The organism is Candidatus Methanomassiliicoccus intestinalis Issoire-Mx1 (genome assembly GCF_000404225.1).
Lineage (GTDB): Archaea > Thermoplasmatota > Thermoplasmata > Methanomassiliicoccales > Methanomassiliicoccaceae > Methanomassiliicoccus_A > Methanomassiliicoccus_A intestinalis.
In genome coordinates this window covers 935,812-956,342 of the sequence record NC_021353.1, presented here as the reverse complement: position 1 = coordinate 956,342, position 20,531 = coordinate 935,812, and the positions used below count along the sequence as shown (strand labels likewise).

Annotated in this window: 17 protein-coding genes and 1 CRISPR repeat array (1 of these 18 running past the window's edge); of the genes, 10 read left to right on the top strand and 7 right to left on the bottom strand. The window is 37.6% G+C overall.

What is annotated here, in order from left to right; all coding sequences use genetic code 11:
* Nucleotides 1-86 precede the first annotated feature (86 nt).
* The 3 genes from H729_RS04555 (at nucleotide 87) to H729_RS04545 (ending at nucleotide 2,152) form a co-directional block, all read left to right on the top strand.
* Nucleotides 87-965 (top strand): SPL family radical SAM protein, encoded by an 879-nt coding sequence (locus H729_RS04555; protein ID WP_020448825.1) that lies wholly within the window; start codon nucleotides 87-89, stop codon nucleotides 963-965.
* Between the two features lie 85 nt (nucleotides 966-1,050).
* On the top strand, nucleotides 1,051-1,518 hold the full coding sequence (gene pth2 / locus H729_RS04550) for an aminoacyl-tRNA hydrolase (RefSeq protein ID WP_020448824.1): 468 nt from the start codon (nucleotides 1,051-1,053) through the stop codon (nucleotides 1,516-1,518).
* 100 nt (nucleotides 1,519-1,618) lie between these two features.
* Nucleotides 1,619-2,152 (top strand): inorganic diphosphatase, encoded by a 534-nt coding sequence (locus H729_RS04545; protein ID WP_048134395.1) that lies wholly within the window; start codon nucleotides 1,619-1,621, stop codon nucleotides 2,150-2,152.
* Nucleotides 2,153-2,838: 686 nt separating this feature from the next.
* Here H729_RS04545 and H729_RS04540 read toward each other — a convergent pair.
* Together H729_RS04540 and H729_RS10250 are read right to left on the bottom strand one after the other, a co-directional pair.
* Nucleotides 2,839-3,378, bottom strand: coding sequence for a flavodoxin family protein (locus tag H729_RS04540; protein ID WP_020448822.1), 540 nt, complete (start codon nucleotides 3,376-3,378; stop codon nucleotides 2,839-2,841).
* A 1-nt stretch (nucleotide 3,379) separates the two neighbouring features.
* A complete protein-coding gene (locus H729_RS10250) occupies nucleotides 3,380-3,955 on the bottom strand; it encodes a sugar O-acetyltransferase (protein ID WP_020448821.1) in 576 nt (191 codons plus the stop codon).
* Between the two features lie 244 nt (nucleotides 3,956-4,199).
* Between H729_RS10250 and H729_RS04530 the strand changes: the two genes are divergently transcribed.
* Nucleotides 4,200-5,081 (top strand): LysR family transcriptional regulator, encoded by an 882-nt coding sequence (locus tag H729_RS04530; RefSeq protein ID WP_020448820.1) that lies wholly within the window; start codon nucleotides 4,200-4,202, stop codon nucleotides 5,079-5,081.
* 158 nt (nucleotides 5,082-5,239) lie between these two features.
* Nucleotides 5,240-5,923, top strand: a complete 684-nt coding sequence (locus H729_RS09460; RefSeq protein WP_020448819.1) for a helix-turn-helix domain-containing protein — start codon at nucleotides 5,240-5,242, stop codon at nucleotides 5,921-5,923.
* Between the two features lie 25 nt (nucleotides 5,924-5,948).
* On the opposite strand, the gene H729_RS04520 is transcribed toward H729_RS09460, so the two are convergent.
* A complete protein-coding gene (locus tag H729_RS04520) occupies nucleotides 5,949-6,965 on the bottom strand; it encodes a uroporphyrinogen decarboxylase family protein (protein WP_020448818.1) in 1,017 nt (338 codons plus the stop codon).
* 15 nt (nucleotides 6,966-6,980) lie between these two features.
* Nucleotides 6,981-8,483: an APC family permease gene (locus tag H729_RS04515; protein WP_020448817.1), complete on the bottom strand. Its 1,503-nt coding sequence runs from the start codon at nucleotides 8,481-8,483 to the stop codon at nucleotides 6,981-6,983.
* Between the two features lie 390 nt (nucleotides 8,484-8,873).
* On the opposite strand from H729_RS04515, the gene H729_RS04510 reads away from it, so the two are divergent.
* The 4 genes from H729_RS04510 to H729_RS09450 all read left to right on the top strand — a co-directional run bounded on the left by H729_RS04510 (nucleotide 8,874) and on the right by H729_RS09450 (nucleotide 12,299).
* Nucleotides 8,874-9,674 (top strand): hypothetical protein, encoded by an 801-nt coding sequence (locus tag H729_RS04510; protein WP_048133949.1) that lies wholly within the window; start codon nucleotides 8,874-8,876, stop codon nucleotides 9,672-9,674.
* 78 nt (nucleotides 9,675-9,752) lie between these two features.
* Complete coding sequence (locus H729_RS09965; protein WP_172618661.1) at nucleotides 9,753-9,917, top strand: hypothetical protein; 165 nt, start codon at nucleotides 9,753-9,755, stop codon at nucleotides 9,915-9,917.
* Nucleotides 9,914-11,725, top strand: coding sequence for an InlB B-repeat-containing protein (locus H729_RS09455; RefSeq protein WP_020448815.1), 1,812 nt, complete (start codon nucleotides 9,914-9,916; stop codon nucleotides 11,723-11,725). The genes H729_RS09965 and H729_RS09455 overlap by 4 nt, the downstream gene beginning before the upstream one ends.
* Nucleotides 11,726-11,861: 136 nt before the next feature.
* Nucleotides 11,862-12,299, top strand: a complete 438-nt coding sequence (locus H729_RS09450) for a hypothetical protein (protein WP_020448814.1) — start codon at nucleotides 11,862-11,864, stop codon at nucleotides 12,297-12,299.
* 3 nt (nucleotides 12,300-12,302) lie between these two features.
* Here H729_RS09450 and H729_RS04490 read toward each other — a convergent pair whose 3' ends face one another.
* Nucleotides 12,303-13,280: a caspase family protein gene (locus H729_RS04490; RefSeq protein ID WP_172618704.1), complete on the bottom strand. Its 978-nt coding sequence runs from the start codon at nucleotides 13,278-13,280 to the stop codon at nucleotides 12,303-12,305.
* A 2,612-nt stretch (nucleotides 13,281-15,892) separates the two neighbouring features.
* Between H729_RS04490 and H729_RS04485 the strand changes: the two genes are divergently transcribed.
* On the top strand, nucleotides 15,893-16,108 hold the full coding sequence (locus H729_RS04485; protein WP_020448811.1) for a hypothetical protein: 216 nt from the start codon (nucleotides 15,893-15,895) through the stop codon (nucleotides 16,106-16,108).
* Nucleotides 16,109-16,317: 209 nt separating this feature from the next.
* Here the strand turns inward: H729_RS04485 and H729_RS04480 are convergent, their stop codons facing one another.
* Nucleotides 16,318-17,139 carry a hypothetical protein gene (locus H729_RS04480; protein WP_020448810.1) on the bottom strand — a complete coding sequence of 274 codons (822 nt, stop codon included), beginning with the start codon at nucleotides 17,137-17,139 and terminating at the stop codon, nucleotides 16,318-16,320.
* Nucleotides 17,136-18,308: a hypothetical protein gene (locus H729_RS04475; protein WP_147554389.1), complete on the bottom strand. Its 1,173-nt coding sequence runs from the start codon at nucleotides 18,306-18,308 to the stop codon at nucleotides 17,136-17,138. Before H729_RS04475 ends, H729_RS04480 begins: the two co-directional genes overlap by 4 nt.
* A 309-nt stretch (nucleotides 18,309-18,617) precedes the next feature.
* Nucleotides 18,618-20,531: a CRISPR direct-repeat array (repeat unit 31 nt; unit sequence ATTTACATTCTAGTTTAGATGGATTTCTAAC) (it continues 5,532 nt past the right edge of the window).

Genomic DNA, 20,531 nt, shown 5'->3' with positions numbered 1-20,531 from the left:
GGTGATGATTAATGCATTAAGTGAAACTCATACCTAATCATATTTAGATGAAAACACTATGCAGATTATCTGGATGTGGTAACCTTATGGACTATGTTGGCTTAGAATGTAAATCAGCACTTCATCCAAATAAGCATAAGATGCCGTGTTCCTGGGATTTGAACATCTATAGGGGATGTGAACATGGCTGCAGGTACTGTTATGCTTTATACTCTCATGAGTATCTCAACGATGATCGTTTTTTCGACAGGATATATTACAAATCAAATATTGTAAAGTGTTTAGAAAAACAGCTTTCTTCAAAAAACTGGAAACACGAAGCTGTTAACATCGGTGGCGTTACAGATTCCTACCAGCCTATAGAAGAAAAGCTAAGAATCATGCCTGAGATCTTGAAAATACTGATAAGATATAAAACACCAGCAATTCTCGCTACAAAATCTGACCTGGTTCTGAGAGATATTGATTATCTTAGAAAACTAAGTGATGTGGCTGATATAAAAGTGTCCTTAACGATAACAACTATGGATAAGACCCTCCAAAGATCTTTAGAACCAAATGCCGCAGCTCCTGACAGGAGAATCGAAGCATTGAGGATTTTAAGAGAAGAGGGGATTTCTGCTGGAATAACACTAATGCCAGTCATACCATATCTAACAGACTCGTATGAGAATTTAGACTCGATATATAATGAAGCTTCCAAGGTATGTGTAGAATACATCAGACCAAATGTGTTGTATCTGATCGGAAAAACAAGAACGAATTTTTTGAATTTTTTGAATACATATGACCATTCACTCTATGAAAAAATGAAAAATTTATACCGCTATGATTTTCCACCACAAGAATATTTAAAAGGATTCAATCATAAGATAAACTTGCTTAAAGATAAATATGGTATTCCTAGCTGGGCAAGTCTTAAAAAATCAGAAGTTCACACACAGACTGCATTGACAGATTTTTAAATCATTTAACAAGAGAATAGTTCTTGACATCTTGACTATTTGCTAAAATCAAAAAGTATTTAATTTGCTGATTAATTAATGCATTATGTCTGATCTGCTGGAGATTATAGCTAGAAAGATGAATAGAAAGGTGTACAAGTCTAAGCAGATGATTGTTGTGCGCAAGGACCTTAAAATGAGAAAAGGTAAAATTGCTGCACAGGCCGGACATGCTTGCGTTACAGCTGTACTTTTAGCATTGGAAAAAGAGAATAGACTTGGAGAAATTAAATCAGTCGGTGGAAACATCGTCTTAACGCCATCAGACAGGCCTTCGACACCTCTGAGCGATTGGTTTAATTACGGTGTAGCCAAGATCTGCGTCAGCGTAGATTCTGAAGAAGAACTTCTTGAAATTGATAGAAAGGCAAAAGAAGCCGGTCTGATCTCGGCACTCATATTGGATGCTGGTCATACTGAGTTTAACGGCGTACCTACGTACACTTGTTTAGCACTAGAACCAGAATCTTCTGAAAAAGTAGATCCTATCACTGGAGACCTTCCACTATACTGAGCATCACTCACTCTTCAAATCTATAGAATCTATCTATTGCCGGTTGCACGGATGGATTTATAGGATACTTATGCATATGAAGAGGTACGAGATGAATGACATGTCGAATATATGGCATAACATAAATCCTGCAAGGATTAATCCAGATGATTTTATAGCAGTGATTGAAATCGAAAGAGGTTCTAAAAACAAGTATGAACTTGATAAAGAGACGGGGCATATCATATTAGACCGTATTCTATATACTTCTACACACTATCCAGCTAATTACGGATTGATTCCAAGAACGCTTGCTGATGACGGGGACCCTCTGGATGTTCTCGTTTTATGCAGTGAGAATATTCACCCTCTGAGTCTTGTACAGTGTTACCCAATCGGAGTCATTTCTATGCTTGACGGCGGTAAGCTGGATGAAAAGATCATTGCAATACCATTTAATGATCCCACATATTGCAACTATAAAGATATCAGCGAACTGCCCAGCCACATATTTAATGAAATGCGCCACTTCTTCAGTGTATATAAAAACCTAGAGGGGAAAGAGACCATTGTTAATGAGGTGCAGGGTCCGGACGAAGCCAAAACGATAATTGAAAAATGTCGTGAGGCATATATCGATAAATTCTGTAAATGATAATCTCATTTACACTCAATATTTTTTTTTAACAACAGAAATCATTAGACTTTTTACTTGTAAATTCAATTTAATCTCATTTTTCAGAATACTCTAATGACTGTATTTCGCATAAATACTATGTATGTCGCAGCATCGCTGGAATATTTACCGGAGTTTATGGAGAAAACACCGTTAACTTTATCAGTATTCGTATTTAGTAGCAAATTGAGGCCATTTTCACAGCTTAAATTGAATAAATCTATGCATAATATGCGGATAGTTTACTCAATATACCATATTTCGAATTTATTCAATAATTATGGCCGATATTTTGCAGATACAATTTCAAGAATCTTCGATATTCGAATTAATGCAAAGTTAAGGAGAATCAATGCAGTGTTTTACCGAAGCTTTGGTTGATGCAGGATATAGTGTAAATTCTTTATACACAGGTACAGATGGAATAAGAGAGGTTATTGCCTTCAGAATCTATCACTAGCTAACTAGACGATAACAGGGCTTGTGGTTACATTAAAAAAAGGAGAATTGCGTTTATGACGCATGACTATATTTCTGCTTTAGATTCTACACATCAACGGGTTTATTTCAAAACTTTGGCAATCATCATAGTCTTCAAAGTTGAGCAGGCCATAGTCCAAATTTCATAACGTTACCCTTCAGCATACCTTATATTTTCAAACCATTCAAACGCTTTTTCCCAGCTCGTATGCTTCATGGAGTGAAGGATTTCCTGCTATAGCACCGATCCCTTCTAATCCCAGGCCTTTGACCACTCCTTTAAGTTCTGTTTTTTCAAAACAATCTATCCATCCTTGAAGACCTTTAATCGCCCCGTCAACAGAATCTTCACTAGTGTCTGCTGCAGTTGCTATGATATAGACATCTCGAAACGCATAATCTGAAGAGAAAAGAGGGTTTGTACGATCTAAGACAGTCTTCATCTGACCGCACATTTCATAAAAATATATCGGTGTAGCAAAAACAATAACTTCTGACTCCAGCATTTTTTCAATGATCTGGCATGCATCATCTTTAATAACACATTGTTTTGTTTTTTGGCAGCTCAAACAACCTTTACAGAAATTTATATCTTTATCATGTGTATTGATTTTTTCGATATTGTTTCCAGAATCCGCTGCACCTCTTGCAAACTCATCCGCGAGTGTTTCTGAATTACTTCCTCTACGAGGACTTGTAGATATGATTAGAATATTTTTACTCATATTATCCCCTTGCATCTATGGTCTTGATGATCTTGGCCGGGACTCCTCCGACAACTGTGTTTTCAGGTACATCTTTTGTAACAACCGCCCCAGCTGCAACCACTGAATTTTCACCGATTGCAACTCCTGGAAGAATTGTAGAATTTGATCCTATCCAGACATTATTTCCAATAGAAATCGGAGATGGATACATTCCAGCTCTCTTTTCTGGATCTAGGTTATGATTTAGAGTCGCTAAAACTACATTATGACCGATTAATACATTATCACCTATGGTAATGCCTCCCTGATCCTGAAAGCAACACCCTGCATTGATGAAAACATTTTTTCCTAATGCAATATTTTTTCCGCAGTCAGTATGAAATGGAGGGAATAAGCAAAACGAGCTGTCAACAGATTTTCCAATAAGCCGGGAGAATATGTTGCAGATTTCCTCCGGGCTGTGATATGAAGAATTTAATTCTGAAGTGATCTTTATTGCTTCTTGACTTACTTCACGCATGAATAAATATGCTTCAGAACTGCCATCCACATACTCTCCGCGTTTCAGAATATCCAGATATTCCTCAAGATCCATTTTATATCTCCTGTTACCTAGTTTCGAACTCATCATTCGACATTTACAGATACAAAATACCTATATTAAATGATTTGTAATGCCTAAAAAGCATAGATTATTTATCAATTCATTGCATCAATTTGAGCACCTAAGAGGATTATTTCTTTCATGAAAATGATTGGACAAGTTCCACAAATAACAAATAACTATGATTCATGCAATGTAATGCCTAAAAAGCATAATCTGTAATTGGAGAATGCAAATGGAGATCAGAATTCTGCGATACTTTCTTGCCGTAGCTAAAGAAGGGACCATATCCGGTGCAGCCGAACTTATGAATGTTACGCAGCCTACACTGTCTAGGCAGCTTATGGAACTGGAAGATGAATTAGGAAAGAAATTATTCATCCGTGGCAATAGAAAAATAACTCTTACTGAAGAAGGACACTACCTTCGAAAACGAGCAGAAGAGATTATAGAGCTTGCAGACAAAACGAAACTGGATATACAGACATCTGATGAAGTGATAACAGGTGATATTTTCATAGGCAGCGGTGAGACAGATGCGATGAGGACAATAGCAAAAACGATAAAAGATATGAATACAGCATATCCTCAAGTGAAATATCACATATTCAGTGGCAATGCCGATGATGTAACAGAAAAATTAGATCGAGGGTTAATTGATTTTGGTTTATTGATTGAACCTGTAGATAAGGAGAAATACGCATATCTCAGACTTCCTGTTGCTGATACATGGGGGCTTCTTATGAGAAAAGACAGCCCATATGCGAAATTGGATCACATAACTCCAAAAGACATTGCAAACATGCCTCTATTATGTTCACGGCAGACTATGGTAAAGGACGAAATAACTAACTGGTTTGGAAAAAGTTTTGATGAACTCAATGTTATTTCTACATACAACCTTCTCTACAATGCTTCACTCATGGTAGAGGAAGAAGTTGGATATGCTATTTGTTTAGACAGGTTAGTTAATACAACTGGAAAAAGTAAGTTGTGTTTCAGACCATTATATCCAAAACTTGAGTGCGGTCTCGTGATCGTATGGAAAAAAGACCAGGTTTTTTCAAGGGCGTGCGAATTGTTCTTGAACATGCTTCGGGATAAGTATCTAGCATGATCTTGGGATGGTAGCACATCGTTAAAAAGTGACAAATGGCTAATTTAAATCATTTTATTAATTTTTATAACTCATAGCATTTAAACTACTATGCATGAAGGTATCCAGATTGAAACTCAATGGATAAATGATATCAATTAAGACAACCATACAATCCCATGTATTGCGTCAAACTTCTTATCGGAGAAGCTGAAGGTGGCAACTCATGCTTCAAAATACTTCCCCCAGAATGCAGAGATTCTGACAATGGTGTAGAATGTGAGGTTATACAGTGTACCAGTTTGGCTGGGGAAGGAGGATGTGCCATGATCCGTGTAATGGATCCACACGGTACTCTTCAAAACATCACAGAAAAACAGTACTATGGTAATGAAATGGGTGAATGTACTATTGACAGAATCTCCAGCCATCAGCTTATGGCAATGGTCATGAATAACAACTGCCAGATCTCAAAGATGGTATCAGAATCAGGATGTATGATAACTTCAGCAGTTTCTTCGAAAGACAATGGTGATATATGCTGGACAATTGTCGGGCCAAATTCGGTGTATGTGATGAATCTCATAAAGAGACTAAACGCAGAAGGATTTCGTACGGAAAGAAAATCATCTTTTCAATCAGACTATGCCGCGTTATTGTCTGACAGGCAGGAAGAAGCTCTGAGGCTTGCTCTAGAGCATGGGTATTATGAGATCCCAAGAAGAATAAATCTAGAAGAACTCTGCCTTCTTTTAAACTGCTCCAAATCTACATTGGATGTTACTCTCAGAAACGCTGAAAGAAAAGTAATAACACATTATGTACTGCAAAACAGAGAGACCGTTTTCAATAGAAAAAAATAAACGGGCCCAAAAAGGGCCTTGAGGTTTAGAAATTCATAAAAACTTTAGACATTGCTAGAACATTCTCATATGCAGTGCCGACAGGTATATCGCATCCAGAACCAAGCAAATATCCTTTTTTACCGCCAGCTTCGAGAAGAGTCTGAGTGTTTACACGGACATCCTCTGGAGTACCGCAGTACAAGATTCCTGCAGGATCCAGATTCCCAATAATTGCCATGCGGTCACTCATACTTGAGACAGCATTCTTTATATTTACCTGGTAATCAACAGAAAATGCTGCACATCCTGTATCTGCAACAATATCCAAGCGGTCGCTGGTGTCTCCACAGATGTGATTTATGTGTGTTTTACCACCTTTTCTCACAATATTTCCCAGGGCTTTCATCGATGAAGCTGAAAAATTCGCATAATCTGGTGCTGATATCAAATCCCCAGACGCAGTAGGATCACAGATAATCACAGCGTCTGTATCCCATGTTATCATATCTTCAACAAATACTGTGAGTATTTCCAGAGATTTGTTGATGAGGTTATGTACAAATTCTTCTTCCATCAGACAGTCCATCATCAGCTGTTCTACTCCTCTGAGTTCCCCAGATAATGTAAATGGAGAGAGGATTGAACACATGAGAAAACGCTCTTTTCTCAATTTTTCTGCCATGGCTGATGCAGTACTCTTGGCACCGGCAAAGCGGTAGAAATCATTTATCTCCGGGATCTCAAGTTTATCAAGCATTCCCGGTTCATCAACGATGTGTGTCAGAGTAGGAATGGTTCCGTGTTCAGGAATATTAACTCCGCAGCCCATGGCCTCCGCCGGCAGGAGCCAATCCCACATTATTTCCACAGCATCCATGCAGCATGGCTCAACTACCTTGAACTGGGCTTCTGCAGCCATTTTAGGATTTTTAATGGAGTCTATTACAGAAACTCCGGCAAGGTTTAAAGCCCAATATCCCTGAAACGGGGGACAGAATGGTATTCTTTCCACTTCTTCACGCCTGAGTGCAGATTCAACTAATTCTTTTGATGATGTCAATTTAATACCTCCAAATTACTTGTTCAGTTCAACCGGCATGTCTACTACACTTTCTTCAGCTGTTACAACAGCTTCTTCCTTTGACAATAGTATAGGTTCCTCGACATACCTGTCTGGATTTTTCTGCTCATCTTTTTTCATGAAATATCTCATCACGCCGATAATCACGAAGAATACGATAGCCATTACAGCCATGATCGGATCGCCGTTGAGAACAGCGCTTATTACTGTCCAGATCATCATAAGGGTCATGAAGAGGGATGACGCTGCAGCAATGTATCCCATGATGGCTTTACCGGGTGCAGACCAAGGGCGGTCAGCGTTTGGATATGCTTTTAAAAGCTTAAGATACGACAGCGACACACCTAGATAGGTAAATCCTACACCCAGTGCCATTAAGCTGAATGTTGCATTGATCCAGGCTGGACCTGACAGCGCGATAAGTGTGAGAATGAGAACCATGATGAGAACGAAGTAATTGCCTGTGGAGGGCATTCCGTGTTTGTTAGTCTTGCTGAATACAGACGGAAGTGAACCTGCACTGCCCATTGCATGTAAGATACGCGTAGCTCCCATCCAGAAACCAATCAGACAACAGCCCATACAGCAGAAGTTGGCAATAACTATGAACCATTTAAGCCAGTTACCTACATAAGCCGCAGCGAATATTGCACTTACCATACCGTTGGAGCTGTACAAACTGGAGATATATTCATAGGTGGTCATAGTTGGATCTAGAGAAGTCATACCAAGCTCTGCCAAGCATATGATAGAATCGAATATAATTACAAAGATAATTCCGCCGGCCATAAGTTTCCAGTATTTGTTTGGAGGATAGTCCGCTTCTCCAGCGAACTGCGGGATCAGCTCAAAGCCAAAGAACATAGTTACCAGCGCTGCTATCGCCAGCAAAAATCCCGCATCCATGCCGATAATATCATTATGTCCAGTCATACCCTCTTGGAAAAACGGACCTATGTTGTCTATGCTCCATGCATCATTTAAGAAGAAGCATGCTACGAATAAGAATCCTACAGTTACAAGCACGAAGAACAACAAAGTCTGCACAGTAGTTGCTACTGACAAATCTCTAGTATTCAAGAGTGTCATGACGATCATAAGTGCAATGGAAATTCCTATGATGAGTGCCTGTGAGAATGCCCATCCTGCGATGTACTGCACAAGCATAGTGACACATATAATTTGGAAACAGATCAGTACAATATAAGTGAACATAGTTGTCCACGATATCCAATACCCCGCTTCCCTGTTGTATGCAGTACGGACATATTCGTACGTACCGCCTCTAGTCTTAAACATCCCAGCAAGTTCTCCATAGCACAATGCTATCGGGATACAGAGCAAACCGCATAATGCAAAGGCTAAAATCACCGATGCTCCGGTGTACCCTATCCACTGGGATGTGAGTACCAGCCAAGGTCCGACAATAGAAGAAGTTCCTATGATGAAGAGCTTTTTCCCTCCGACCTTTCCTGTCAAATTTTTATCCTCAGACATGATAGTCCTCCATAGTGATCCATGCCAGAAATTCCAGCTGGATGAAAGGTACAATTGCTTAGAAATTTTATAATGAAAATTACGAACATATCCGATTTCCTAAAATGCATCTTATGAATGGCACATCATTAAACTCAGCATTGAATTGAATAAAATGTCATAATGGCTGAGTTTTAAACTGTCTGAACAAATCATGAAGCAGAGTATGATGAGTATCACATTACCCGCATCAGTTATTTGTACAAATATGATTTAATTCCTGAGCACTCGTTTTGATTGACTGCGATGTATGTCGCAGCCCCATTCAATCTCAGATATCATTGCCTCAAATAAATGCTGTGAAATTCCTGTTTCAAAATGAATATATATTTGCAGAGTGTTGTTGAATTGATGCACAAAAAAGGGCTTGAGATCATGTCTGTCGTTCTGGCACTCGTGATTGCCACTGCATGTCTCATCCCCCTGACAGAAAATGCATCCAATCAAAGTTTTGATGACCACCGCTTAGCCGACAAGGTTGTGACGATAAGGCCTCAGGACATCGATGAAAACTCATCCATTCTAGAACTTGTTCTCAGTTATGAACAAGCATCAGCTGAGAAAAGATACTATGAATCTAAAGGGATGGAAGTTGAATTCTACAACCCAATGGAGTACATATCAGGTACATTCAAGGGGGATCTGATTAGAGAAATGAATTCTAAACTGCATTTACCAATGTTAGATAATGCAGATGCAGACAGACCTTTAGAACCTGTCAAAAAAGATATCATACCCAAGGATGATTTTTCAGATCGTTCATCAATCCCTATTAGCGGCATCATAGACTTAGAATTTTTAGAAGAAGTCATTACCTTTGTAGAAAACCGCAGCGACCGGATAGAGTGCTGCCTTTCAGAGCTTACATCTGCATTACACACTCAGCAGGAAACACTGTTAAAGGTCAAATTGATGTCTGCATATGATGACCTCTTCTGTGTTGATTTGAGATCCTTGGATAAATATAAGCAATCCATGGAGACACAGCAGTTTCAGCAGGAAAATCTGATTGAAGATGATTCAGAAACTGAGCTGGACATACAGACGTGTGAAAACGTGCCGGATATGCTATTAACCGAACAGCCGGTGACTGAAAATTTTTTAACAGACACATTTGTGCTGGAAGTGTACCTAAACAGTTTTAATTTTTAAAGTGGGCGCTGACGGCGTTTGAGTGATGCAATATGATGCATACCACATTATGCCGTCTGGCACCAAGGTGGTGATATATTGAGATATAGAGAGCATCTTCTCATTTCTGCCGTGCCGGCATCCCCGCAGCAGTTATGCTGTATGGATACAAAATCTGCAGATTCCATGAGATCAGAAAATAACGTACGGATAAGGTTGATATCTGACACAGATATTAGATGGAATGTTGAGGGAAAAACATGAATAAAAAATACCTGGTTTTAGCAGCAGCTCTGATTATTGCTTTAGCTTGCGCAGCCGGTGCTATTTACATCATTTCAGACGATGATGATAAAAGTGTTTCGAGCAGCAGCGGCGAAAGCTATTCAATCACATATGTTCTGAATGGCGGAATAAATTCGGATTTAAACATGGATAGTTATCAATCAGGAAATGAGTATAAAATATACAACCCTACATCTGATGAAATGTATTTCTATGCATGGTATCTGGATGAAAATTTTGAGAACGAATGCAACAAGATCACTCCAGATATGCAGGGAGACTTGACTCTCTATGCTAGATGGGCTGACAATCTGGAAGGAAAAGGAATCAGTTTCATGGTGTCGGGATGTGTCAAAGCCGGTTTCTTTACAGAATATGAAATGACTGGTGTTGAAAACTACATGTATTTGTACTATGACCAGGAGGCTGATCGGTATTTCATGTCTAATACCTCTGAATATGTATACTCCAGCGGATTCCTGAAGGAAACTAAGGACTATGAAAGCACATACTGGAGTGATGAAAGCGATATAATATGGACATATGCAGGAGAGACGACCATAGACACCATAAATGGAGAAAAACTATGCGAGGTCTGGCAGGGTACTGATGCTCAGGGGACGTTTGTGCAGACACAATACATCGGAGATGAGTGGATTCCATACATAATGACGTATGAATCCAAAACCACACGGTCCACTACGTATCTAGAATACATATTCGCAGGAGATTTTACATTTGAAGCGTCCGATGAATACAACGTTCAGGTTTATTGCGATGCAGGAATAATTGTTTCTGGAAATGGAAAATACAATCCAGGAGAGATTGTAATTTTAACAGCCTCAGTAGAGGAAGGCACAGAATTCCAAGGATGGTATGATGCAGCCGGCAATCTATTGTCTTCTGACCTTTCATATGAATTTGAGATAGTTGCGGCTGATGTAGTCGTCTATGCAATAAACAACACGGATCCAGATTTCACATATGAGTCAGGACATGAGATTGAATTCAATAACGGAATCAATATTGGTTCTGCATCGAGTAAGATTGTAGACATAGACAGTGGAGAAACAATTGCAGAGTTTTCAGGATCATCATTCGCATACACGTTTGATACTGCTGGAGAATATGCGGTATACATCACTGGAGAGTATGATGGAAGTGCATACTATGGATATTGCACAATCATAGTAACAGGGGATATTGCACGCAGCTACGAATGGTCATTTGAAGGAAAAACATACACATATGATCTGAATATAGAATATGCTGATCTTCTTTACTATCGCAATTTATACTCCACCGAGGAAAGACAGCAGGGGACCGCGAGCCATGACCGGTCTTTTGTCACATCCAATGATGAATATATCGTGCAGATTGCCGCTGATTTTAAAAAGATGACATCGGGAATGGATGATCTGCAGGTAGCAGGATTCATACTTAAATTTATACAGAGCTTGGATTACCAGGCAGACGACGTATACATGGGCTATGAAGAATACTGGAAATTCCCGTTAGAGACATTATTTGATTTAGGCGGGGACTGTGAAGACACGTCGATATTATACTGTGCAATAGCAGATGCAATGGGATATGATACCGCTCTGCTGCTGTTACCTGGGCATATGGCAGCTGGTATATCTGTAGACGATTGCAAGGGATTTGGCTTTACCACTTGGCTCAACACATACTACTATTGTGAAACTACGTCAGATGGTTATGATGTCGGTGAAAATCCAAATACCCAGCTCTACAATGGACGCACCGTCACTTTAATTACAATCTAAAACCATTTTATGGGAGTTCTCTCCCATCACCATTTTTATTTACCAGTCGTATGTACCAATACTGCTAACGGTGCAGGATAATGTTTATATAATGTTGTACATGTGAATATATTAAAATTACAGAGTGAAATATAATATGAAGATAGGACGCAATAAACATTTACATAAAGCAAATCCAAAATCCAGCAGGGCTAGAGTATTTATCTCCTACTCATTTAAAGACAGGAGTCAAAAAGCATTGGTTGATATTCATAAAGGTTCAAAGTCGATAGACTTTACAGACTACTCAATTAAAAGTCCATATGATTATGGCTGGAAAAGTTCTGCAAAATATAGAATTAGAAATTCTGACATGGTTTGTGTATGTCCACCCCGGAATGATGAGGTTGGAAAGGGAATGATTGATGAGCTGAAGATAGCTAAACGATACAAAAAACCAATCATATCTCTAAATACAAATCAAAGATCACTCCCTAAAAAACTTGTAAAAAAGTATGGAATTAAGGAGATACCTCACAACTGCAGTAAACTCCAAAAAGAGATTGATAAATCTCGCAAAAATAGGAAAGTTTGAAGTTCATATTCTTTCCTTTTTTACTAGATTCCAATAATGCTGGCCGGCTGATGTTAATCTACAAGGTTTTGAATTCATAGCTGCAAAATACATATGTTCTTCATCCAACGGAACTACAAGACCAACACTTGCTAATTTTTGCAAATCAGAAAAAATCTTTACGTGCTTGCTCTCTGCATATGGCTCGATAATCTTATGTTCAACCACTGGACTGTTTGTCGGTTCATATGATGGATCAAGGAGCAGTTTTGAATCGGGTGTTTTAAAATAATCAGTCAATCGACGCAATACCTCTTTTGACACTCGTGGAGTAACCTGTCTCAATGGAGAAAAACTACTGATATTTGTCTTAAATATCGGCCGCTGATCCCATGCACCTAATGATTTGTCAATGTATGAGTATATTCCACCTGGTGTTATATACCCCGTGACGTCTGCAGCGCCCCCGGATAATGCTTCTAAGAGTAATGAAGTAAATAACCCATGCCCATTGAATTCCATTGCAGGTTCATCAGATCTGCACGCAGTTAATAATGTGACGCCATCGCCGATTACAGAAGACTGTTGATTCACATTAATCTGGCCCAAATATCCAGAATAGCAACAGTCTAGAATCACAACCTTATTCTTACATTTTGAGTTGTTTACGATATTCAAAAGGTCTTGCATCGAGACACCCACATCACATTCACTACAATCAGGTGTGACGATGTATCCACCCGTAGAGTCTACATATCCATGCCCTGAAAAATAAAAAAGTGCAACCTCGGCGTCCCCTGAAAAACAATTTATAATTAAATGCTTCAGATGACCTTTATTTTCTACGTTTAAGTGTTTAAGTACGTCAAAATTAATGGTTTTTTCTTCATCGCCATTTTGCTTGAGTATGTCTGCTACAGCCTCTGCATCATTTACACAACCATAAAGTGGGCATGTGTCATAATCATCAATACCAACAACTAATGCTTTTTTCAACAGTATCCCTCCTAAAATACTAAATTACAATTATAATATTCTTTTACTTATTAAAATTTCAAAGCAACCTTGTGCATTCATAAGGCCGCATCCAATGCATGATTTATAATCATTTGAATTTTTAATTCATGCAATCATAACCACATCAATATATAATTATTATCCTTACATTCAATCAAAGAATTTGCATAATCCTGCTCATATTATGCATATTTCTGTCCAATGTATAAAAATATAGTGTATATCTAAATTATCGTTATTATTAATTGTCAGATCAATCAGTCAATAGGTTTATCTTTTTAGAGGTATCTTTTGGTGAATGCAGAGTTTCTCATTGTTCTTAATTTGAATTATGAAATGTAGGAATAAATCCCATAGATGTTCGTATACGCAAAATACATTAATAATATAACATGGATCGATATGTACTATAATATTACATGTGTTTACAAAATGATCCTTATTTTCATCACATGAGATGGTCAATGTTGATAAATCCATTGGTAAAGTATATCTCATACATTGAATAATATTAATATGTTGCAAAAAGCCCACATCTAATGCATCTTTTTTAATGACTATTACATCCATCTAAATAAGTATCTTAAATATAGCTAATTATGTTATTTTTAATTGATTAATCAACTCACTCTAATTTTTAAATAAATTTGGAGGTCAATATTGACATTCTCCGGATTTAGATTAAAATGAACACATTTCACTCCGTGAAAAATGTCTGAGGTTTAATGTAAACTATTGTTTACCTATTATAGTATACATATTGTACATAATTAAGTAATTTAGTCAACGACGGAGTCCCGAACATCAACTTAAATGTGGAAAAAATCCTTACTTTAAGACATTTTTTGATTGAATTTCTGGATTAACACTATTGAAAATAGACTATTTTTCTATAAATGCATTTATGATTGATTTGAATTTCTAAAAATCGTATCATTGTCAGATTTATCTAAACTAGATTTAAGTTTAATATAAAATCTCCACAACAAAGAATTCGCACAATAGCAAAATCTTAAGATTACTACAATATCCACATATACAATAATAATTTAATATCTAGCTATACATAATTAAATAATATTACAAATGCTATAACTATCGATTTTTTTAAGAGTAACATTTATCATTAAGTTATTATCGCCAGAATCTTGGGCGATTGTCTAGAAATCTACAATTATAAAATAGTATATAACGAGATATAAGATAAAAATATAGCTTAAACAGATATGTCTGATAAAATAAACAATTCATGTGGGCTTTTTGGGTGTTTTTCACTACTTTTTTGATAATAAAATATCAAATGATGGATAAAATGCAAATAATTAGTACGTATTTTGGATAAATAGAAAAAAATGAAGATGATAAATAATACTATAAAATAATCTAATGTATAGATACAACATATAATAATAACTAATTGAATTAATTATCAAACCTTGCTAAGTTCTCGAAGAATAAACACATAAGTTCAAATACATAATAAATCTAATATGCAATAGTTCACTACAATTCGTATTTCAGCTTAGATAAGTTTCTAACTATATGCTATATCCACAACATTGTATTCTAACTCAGGTAAATTTCTAATAAATAGATAGGTTCATAATCACAGATTCATCTACAAAATTCGATATAGCTTCATGCTATATTTATACATTATAAATCGATATCTAGTTTAAAAATATATTGTAGATGATTTTAACAATTATTAAGGAGCTCCTTAAAAAGTTTTAATAATCCTATACTTTATTGAAAATCAAACACTGGATATTTGATAATCTCTCTGAGCAAGAAAGCGAGAAAGCCTATCAGTCTTTAGTGGAAAGAATAACCGCCAACGAGTGGAGCCTGAATGATCTAACTTCTTCTGTGCGGGTGCAGCTCATTCAATAAAAGATTAGACGAAGATCTCAAAAAGATGAGATTATTGCAACAATATGTAGTTGGGGTAGATGTCACTTATCGCTATATGTTGAGTACGGAACGGATTCACATCCTGTGAGCAGAGCGAGAATTAAACAATTAGCAGACTGGGCTCACAATAAGCTAAGCATTCCTGTTGAAGACACTGAATATATAGCACAACTGTTGCTAATAAGATTCGCACAAAAAGGACGGATCCCCAACCATTTTTTGGCTTTCAATCGCTGAGATGAAGGTTATGATTGATGCAGGAGAATTCAATGACTCTACAAATCCTCTTGAAAAGATAGCCCAAGAATTAATTATGCATCTGATTGATAAGATCAATACCAATAATATTACTGAGAAAAGCACGTTGGTAAAATCAAGTTAGAAATCCATCTAAACTAGAATGTAAATGCAACGGTAAGCAGGTATGCAAAACGGGCAAAGGATGGTTAGAAATCCATCTAAACTAGAATGTAAATGAAATCGAATTAGCAAGAAGTTCTGCATTTTTTGCTAGTTAGAAATCCATCTAAACTAGAATGTATATCAATAGTACTGGAAGATTTGGCGGAAAATATGATAGCTTTGAATTGAGTTTCTTATGAAACGCAACATGAAACATATAATAACAAAAGTAATTATGATGACAAATTGACAATCATCGAAGTAGTGACGGTGGAATGAAGATGCACTTACAAAAAGATCAGGAGCCTTGGAGACGATTCGTTGATGGCGTCTCTTATGATGTATCAGAAGAGGAAGTGGCTCTGATATTGAAAAGACTCGGATTTTCGTCTATGGAGGAATTTAAAGGTTATGCAGACAGCATAGTAGAATACGAGTGTGGGCGAGATGGCACGAAAATCAAGAATAAGGGCGATGATGAACAACTATTGGAATAATAAGCAAGAGATGGGGGACACATGTGCAAGAGTTCGTGAAGGTAGATATTCCCTATATTTTTCGTCTTCTTGTGTTTGGAATACTGGTTGAAAATCCACCTAAACTAGAATTTAAATTAGCAACAATTATCAACATAATTAGCCAGATCCATCATAGGGCTAGCATATACCATTTATAACGTGTAATAATACAATCTAAGTGATAATAGTCATCTCATCTTAGATGTGATGGTGTGCCTGCAGTTTGGATGCGGCAGCCACTCGCGGATCTGCGTTTTATATCCTTTAGATTCATAGTATCTCTTCGCCTCTTCTTTGATAACCCTGCTTAGATCTTCTGGGCTGTCAAATCCGGCTGCAGGAGTTCTTGTCTTGATATTGCTGCAGATCTCTGTAGTTCTGTGATCACTCGGACCGCTCCAGTAATAGCCGTACTTTCCAGGAGGATCTCTTTCAAACTGCATCTCCCTGCTCTTGTTGACGATCAAAGTACTTTCAGATCTCGCTATTGCTTCTGCCTGTGCCTCATCGAGTATCGGCTCCGCTTCCTGGATAGTTCGTGTGAGATCTTTCAGTGACCACTTGTCAGCTGTCATTCTTTCCACCAATGCAGTATATAGGTTCTCGCTCTGTAAAGGAGTTAAAGATGCGAATACCCAGTGTTTAATGGAAAGAAGTGCTTGGACAAATAAGTGCAGATCTGCTTTGATGAGATCTCTGCGGATATATTCGTCAGCCCATTCTTCAAGAGGCAGTTCAGACTTATAGAAGTTTGAAAGGAGCTCTTCTTCTTTCTTCAACCTCTTTGCCGTAAATTCGCTGCGGAAATCTTCAACTCTTATTCGGATATATTCGTCATTTCTATACTCTTCAGCAGGTTCAAAAACAACTCCATTGTCACCATTAATTGGAATTACATGGTCGTTGTAATACGCTTCATCTGGTATTTCATCAGGAAAAACTTCACATTTGCGAACACCTTTGATTTTATACTTGCAGAAGTCACAAAGTGGCATCGCTTCCATCGTCATTGATCTCCTCTCCTGAAAAACTGATTGATCTTTTCGACTATCTCTTTTGCTATAGTAGAAGGATTATCACTATGCAGAACAGATACAAGGCATTCTGAGATGAACTCTTCCTTATTTTTAGCTGCATATCCCGATACAAAATCAGAATCATCTGGCGCGACAGTTCCCTCTGGAAACTTTTCAGAGTAGCTTTTCCAAATATCCTCGATAGATTCAGAAAAGTCAAAATCTATAAGAGTATGGCCGAATTCGTGAGTGATCACAGACTCTATTTCTTCTCCCTTTCGGATAGGGGGATTATAGCCTGCTGATGCACTTCTTCTAATGTCCTGTTCAACTCTTGCCGATCCAGGCCTTGTTGATCCTGGATTACTCGAAAAATATGTTGTATTTAATTGGATAGAGTTTCCATTCATAGATGTTCCGGCATAGGTACGTGAGTTTTTCAGAGGTTTGACTCTTATCTCTTTGCAGTTCGTTTTATATTGTTTAGAAAGATCTGCAAATCTCAGCATAGACTTTTTACAAGTCTCCATGTCACCAAGACTGATATCCATCTGCAGGTCGGGGATGTAAGATTTTAATTCTTCTTTTACTGACTCCTCTAGCTGTTCCAGATTTTCGGCTGCATCTATGCTGTTTTTACCCTCATCGTTCTGATTTTCCTGTGAGTTTGAAGGGTTTTCAGCGTCATCGTTCCTGCCTCTTTCGGTCCTGTGCTGTCGGTCCTCCGGATGGCAGTACGGAAAATCCGGATGTTCATGCTCCCCGGAAGGACACTTCTTCCGCAGTGCTTTACTCACTTCCCCGGAATTTGCAGGGACATCCGGAAGGGATACGGGGCTGTAGCTCTGTTCTTGCAGCTTCGGGGTTCCTGAGATTAGATAGGTCTTGTCTTTCCATTCCACATCAAGACCGACCTGCAATGCCTTGTTTACATTATCCAGCCTGGCAGACATCAACTGTTCGTCTCTCAGTTCATCTGCATCTTCCGCGGGTACCAGCTGCAGCATGTAGTCAGTAATGTGAAACTGCCTGCAGATCCATGGCAGGATGTCTTCATTAAAAATTCTCTGGCCTTCTAGAAAAGAACGGTTTGATATTGTCAGCTGCTGCTTTTCATTATTCAATCCTCCAGATGTTGCAACATCACCCTGCCAGAGGGGCATGACACCATACCAGGATCCCATACGTTTTCGTATGTCATCTTGACAAACATAATCCCTTGAAGATGGATAAATTCTTTATATTTGATGACATACAAATCCAAGAGTGAACAATCTAGTATATATGTAGAATACAGGTATGCGGGGACTTTATATCCATATCATCTAGCGAGTATTCAGTTCAGCATACTGCAATATAGGAATCATTGTTTCAAGAAATTGAAGATATAATTTGGAGATATTGTGGTTTTGACTATAGATGATGGATTTCTGACTTGCAGTTTTATATGCAAGAGTCAGCACAGATGACAAATTTACATTCTAGTTTAGATGGATTTCTAACCGTATGTTCTGAGAAGATCCCTTTTTTCTGAAGATGATTTACATTCTAGTTTAGATGGATTTCTAACTTGCTTACTGCTCTTATTTCCTTTTCTGTGAGTGCCATTTACATTCTAGTTTAGATGGATTTCTAACCTAAATCGTCAAACGCTTTTGCCGCTTGCTTAGTGATTTACATTCTAGTTTAGATGGATTTCTAACTTTTAGTATGAAGATCTTGCTTAAGATCGAAGATGCCATTTACATTCTAGTTTAGATGGATTTCTAACATTTAACATTATTTACTTGCATAAACACACCTCAAAAATTTACATTCTAGTTTAGATGGATTTCTAACGAAGCTTCGAAGAGTGCGGAGTTTCTTAAGTTACTGGATTTACATTCTAGTTTAGATGGATTTCTAACCTATCAGCACCAGATTAGAAGGCTCTCGATATATGTAATTTACATTCTAGTTTAGATGGATTTCTAACTCGCTTTAATCTCGCTCCTTCGTACGCAACGTTATAATTTACATTCTAGTTTAGATGGATTTCTAACTAATTGATCACATCGGGCGTCACACCAGGTGCTTGTATTTACATTCTAGTTTAGATGGATTTCTAACTCAACTCCTTCTCCAAGGCCTTTGATTAAGATCTTGATTTACATTCTAGTTTAGATGGATTTCTAACGAGTGAAACATGGATGACAAAAAGCCGATTGATTTCATTTACATTCTAGTTTAGATGGATTTCTAACAAGTCAACTAATCGTTTCCATCTTGTGTATAAAACGTATTTACATTCTAGTTTAGATGGATTTCTAACCTGTCTATAATGCCGGATGCAATGTTAGCCATTCCTAATTTACATTCTAGTTTAGATGGATTTCTAACTTCTTGTAATGAATCCAGGGGACTGCCCCTTCTTTCATTTACATTCTAGTTTAGATGGATTTCTAACCGTCTATCAATTCCTCATCAGGTTTATAGCCAGGTGCATTTACATTCTAGTTTAGATGGATTTCTAACCCAACACGGTAAGATCTTTTAGTTGTTCTGCCAAGATTTACATTCTAGTTTAGATGGATTTCTAACGACGTTAACCAGAAACGCGCCAATGACGATTGTTATATTTACATTCTAGTTTAGATGGATTTCTAACTCCGCCAATACACCGTTATTTGACAGTAATCAGCCTGATTTACATTCTAGTTTAGATGGATTTCTAACTAATACGATCACCTCCACAATTTCAGGAGCACTGAAATTTACATTCTAGTTTAGATGGATTTCTAACTTTGCTAGATCATACGCCCATACATTCCCATAGTTCGATTTACATTCTAGTTTAGATGGATTTCTAACACGACGATTCACAGAATATCACCCACCTCACAGAAATTTACATTCTAGTTTAGATGGATTTCTAACTGATTGGAGCAGTTAACAACCGGCTCAGGAACACCAAATTTACATTCTAGTTTAGATGGATTTCTAACTACTGCACTCCGTCTGTGAACCGCAGATCGGCATCAATTTACATTCTAGTTTAGATGGATTTCTAACTTGATAGGGACGGTGTTTATCGTTCTTATCTTGACATATTTACATTCTAGTTTAGATGGATTTCTAACTATGTGAAATGTTTTTAGATTGGTATGCTTCCACCAGCATTTACATTCTAGTTTAGATGGATTTCTAACCTACTATAGACTCAACCGGCTGTTAGAGACAGTCAGATTTACATTCTAGTTTAGATGGATTTCTAACATTCTCAGCGTCTATGATGCACTCACCGCTACCCTGATTTACATTCTAGTTTAGATGGATTTCTAACCCATGCAGCGGCTTGTATTTAGATACCCGTATATGCATTTACATTCTAGTTTAGATGGATTTCT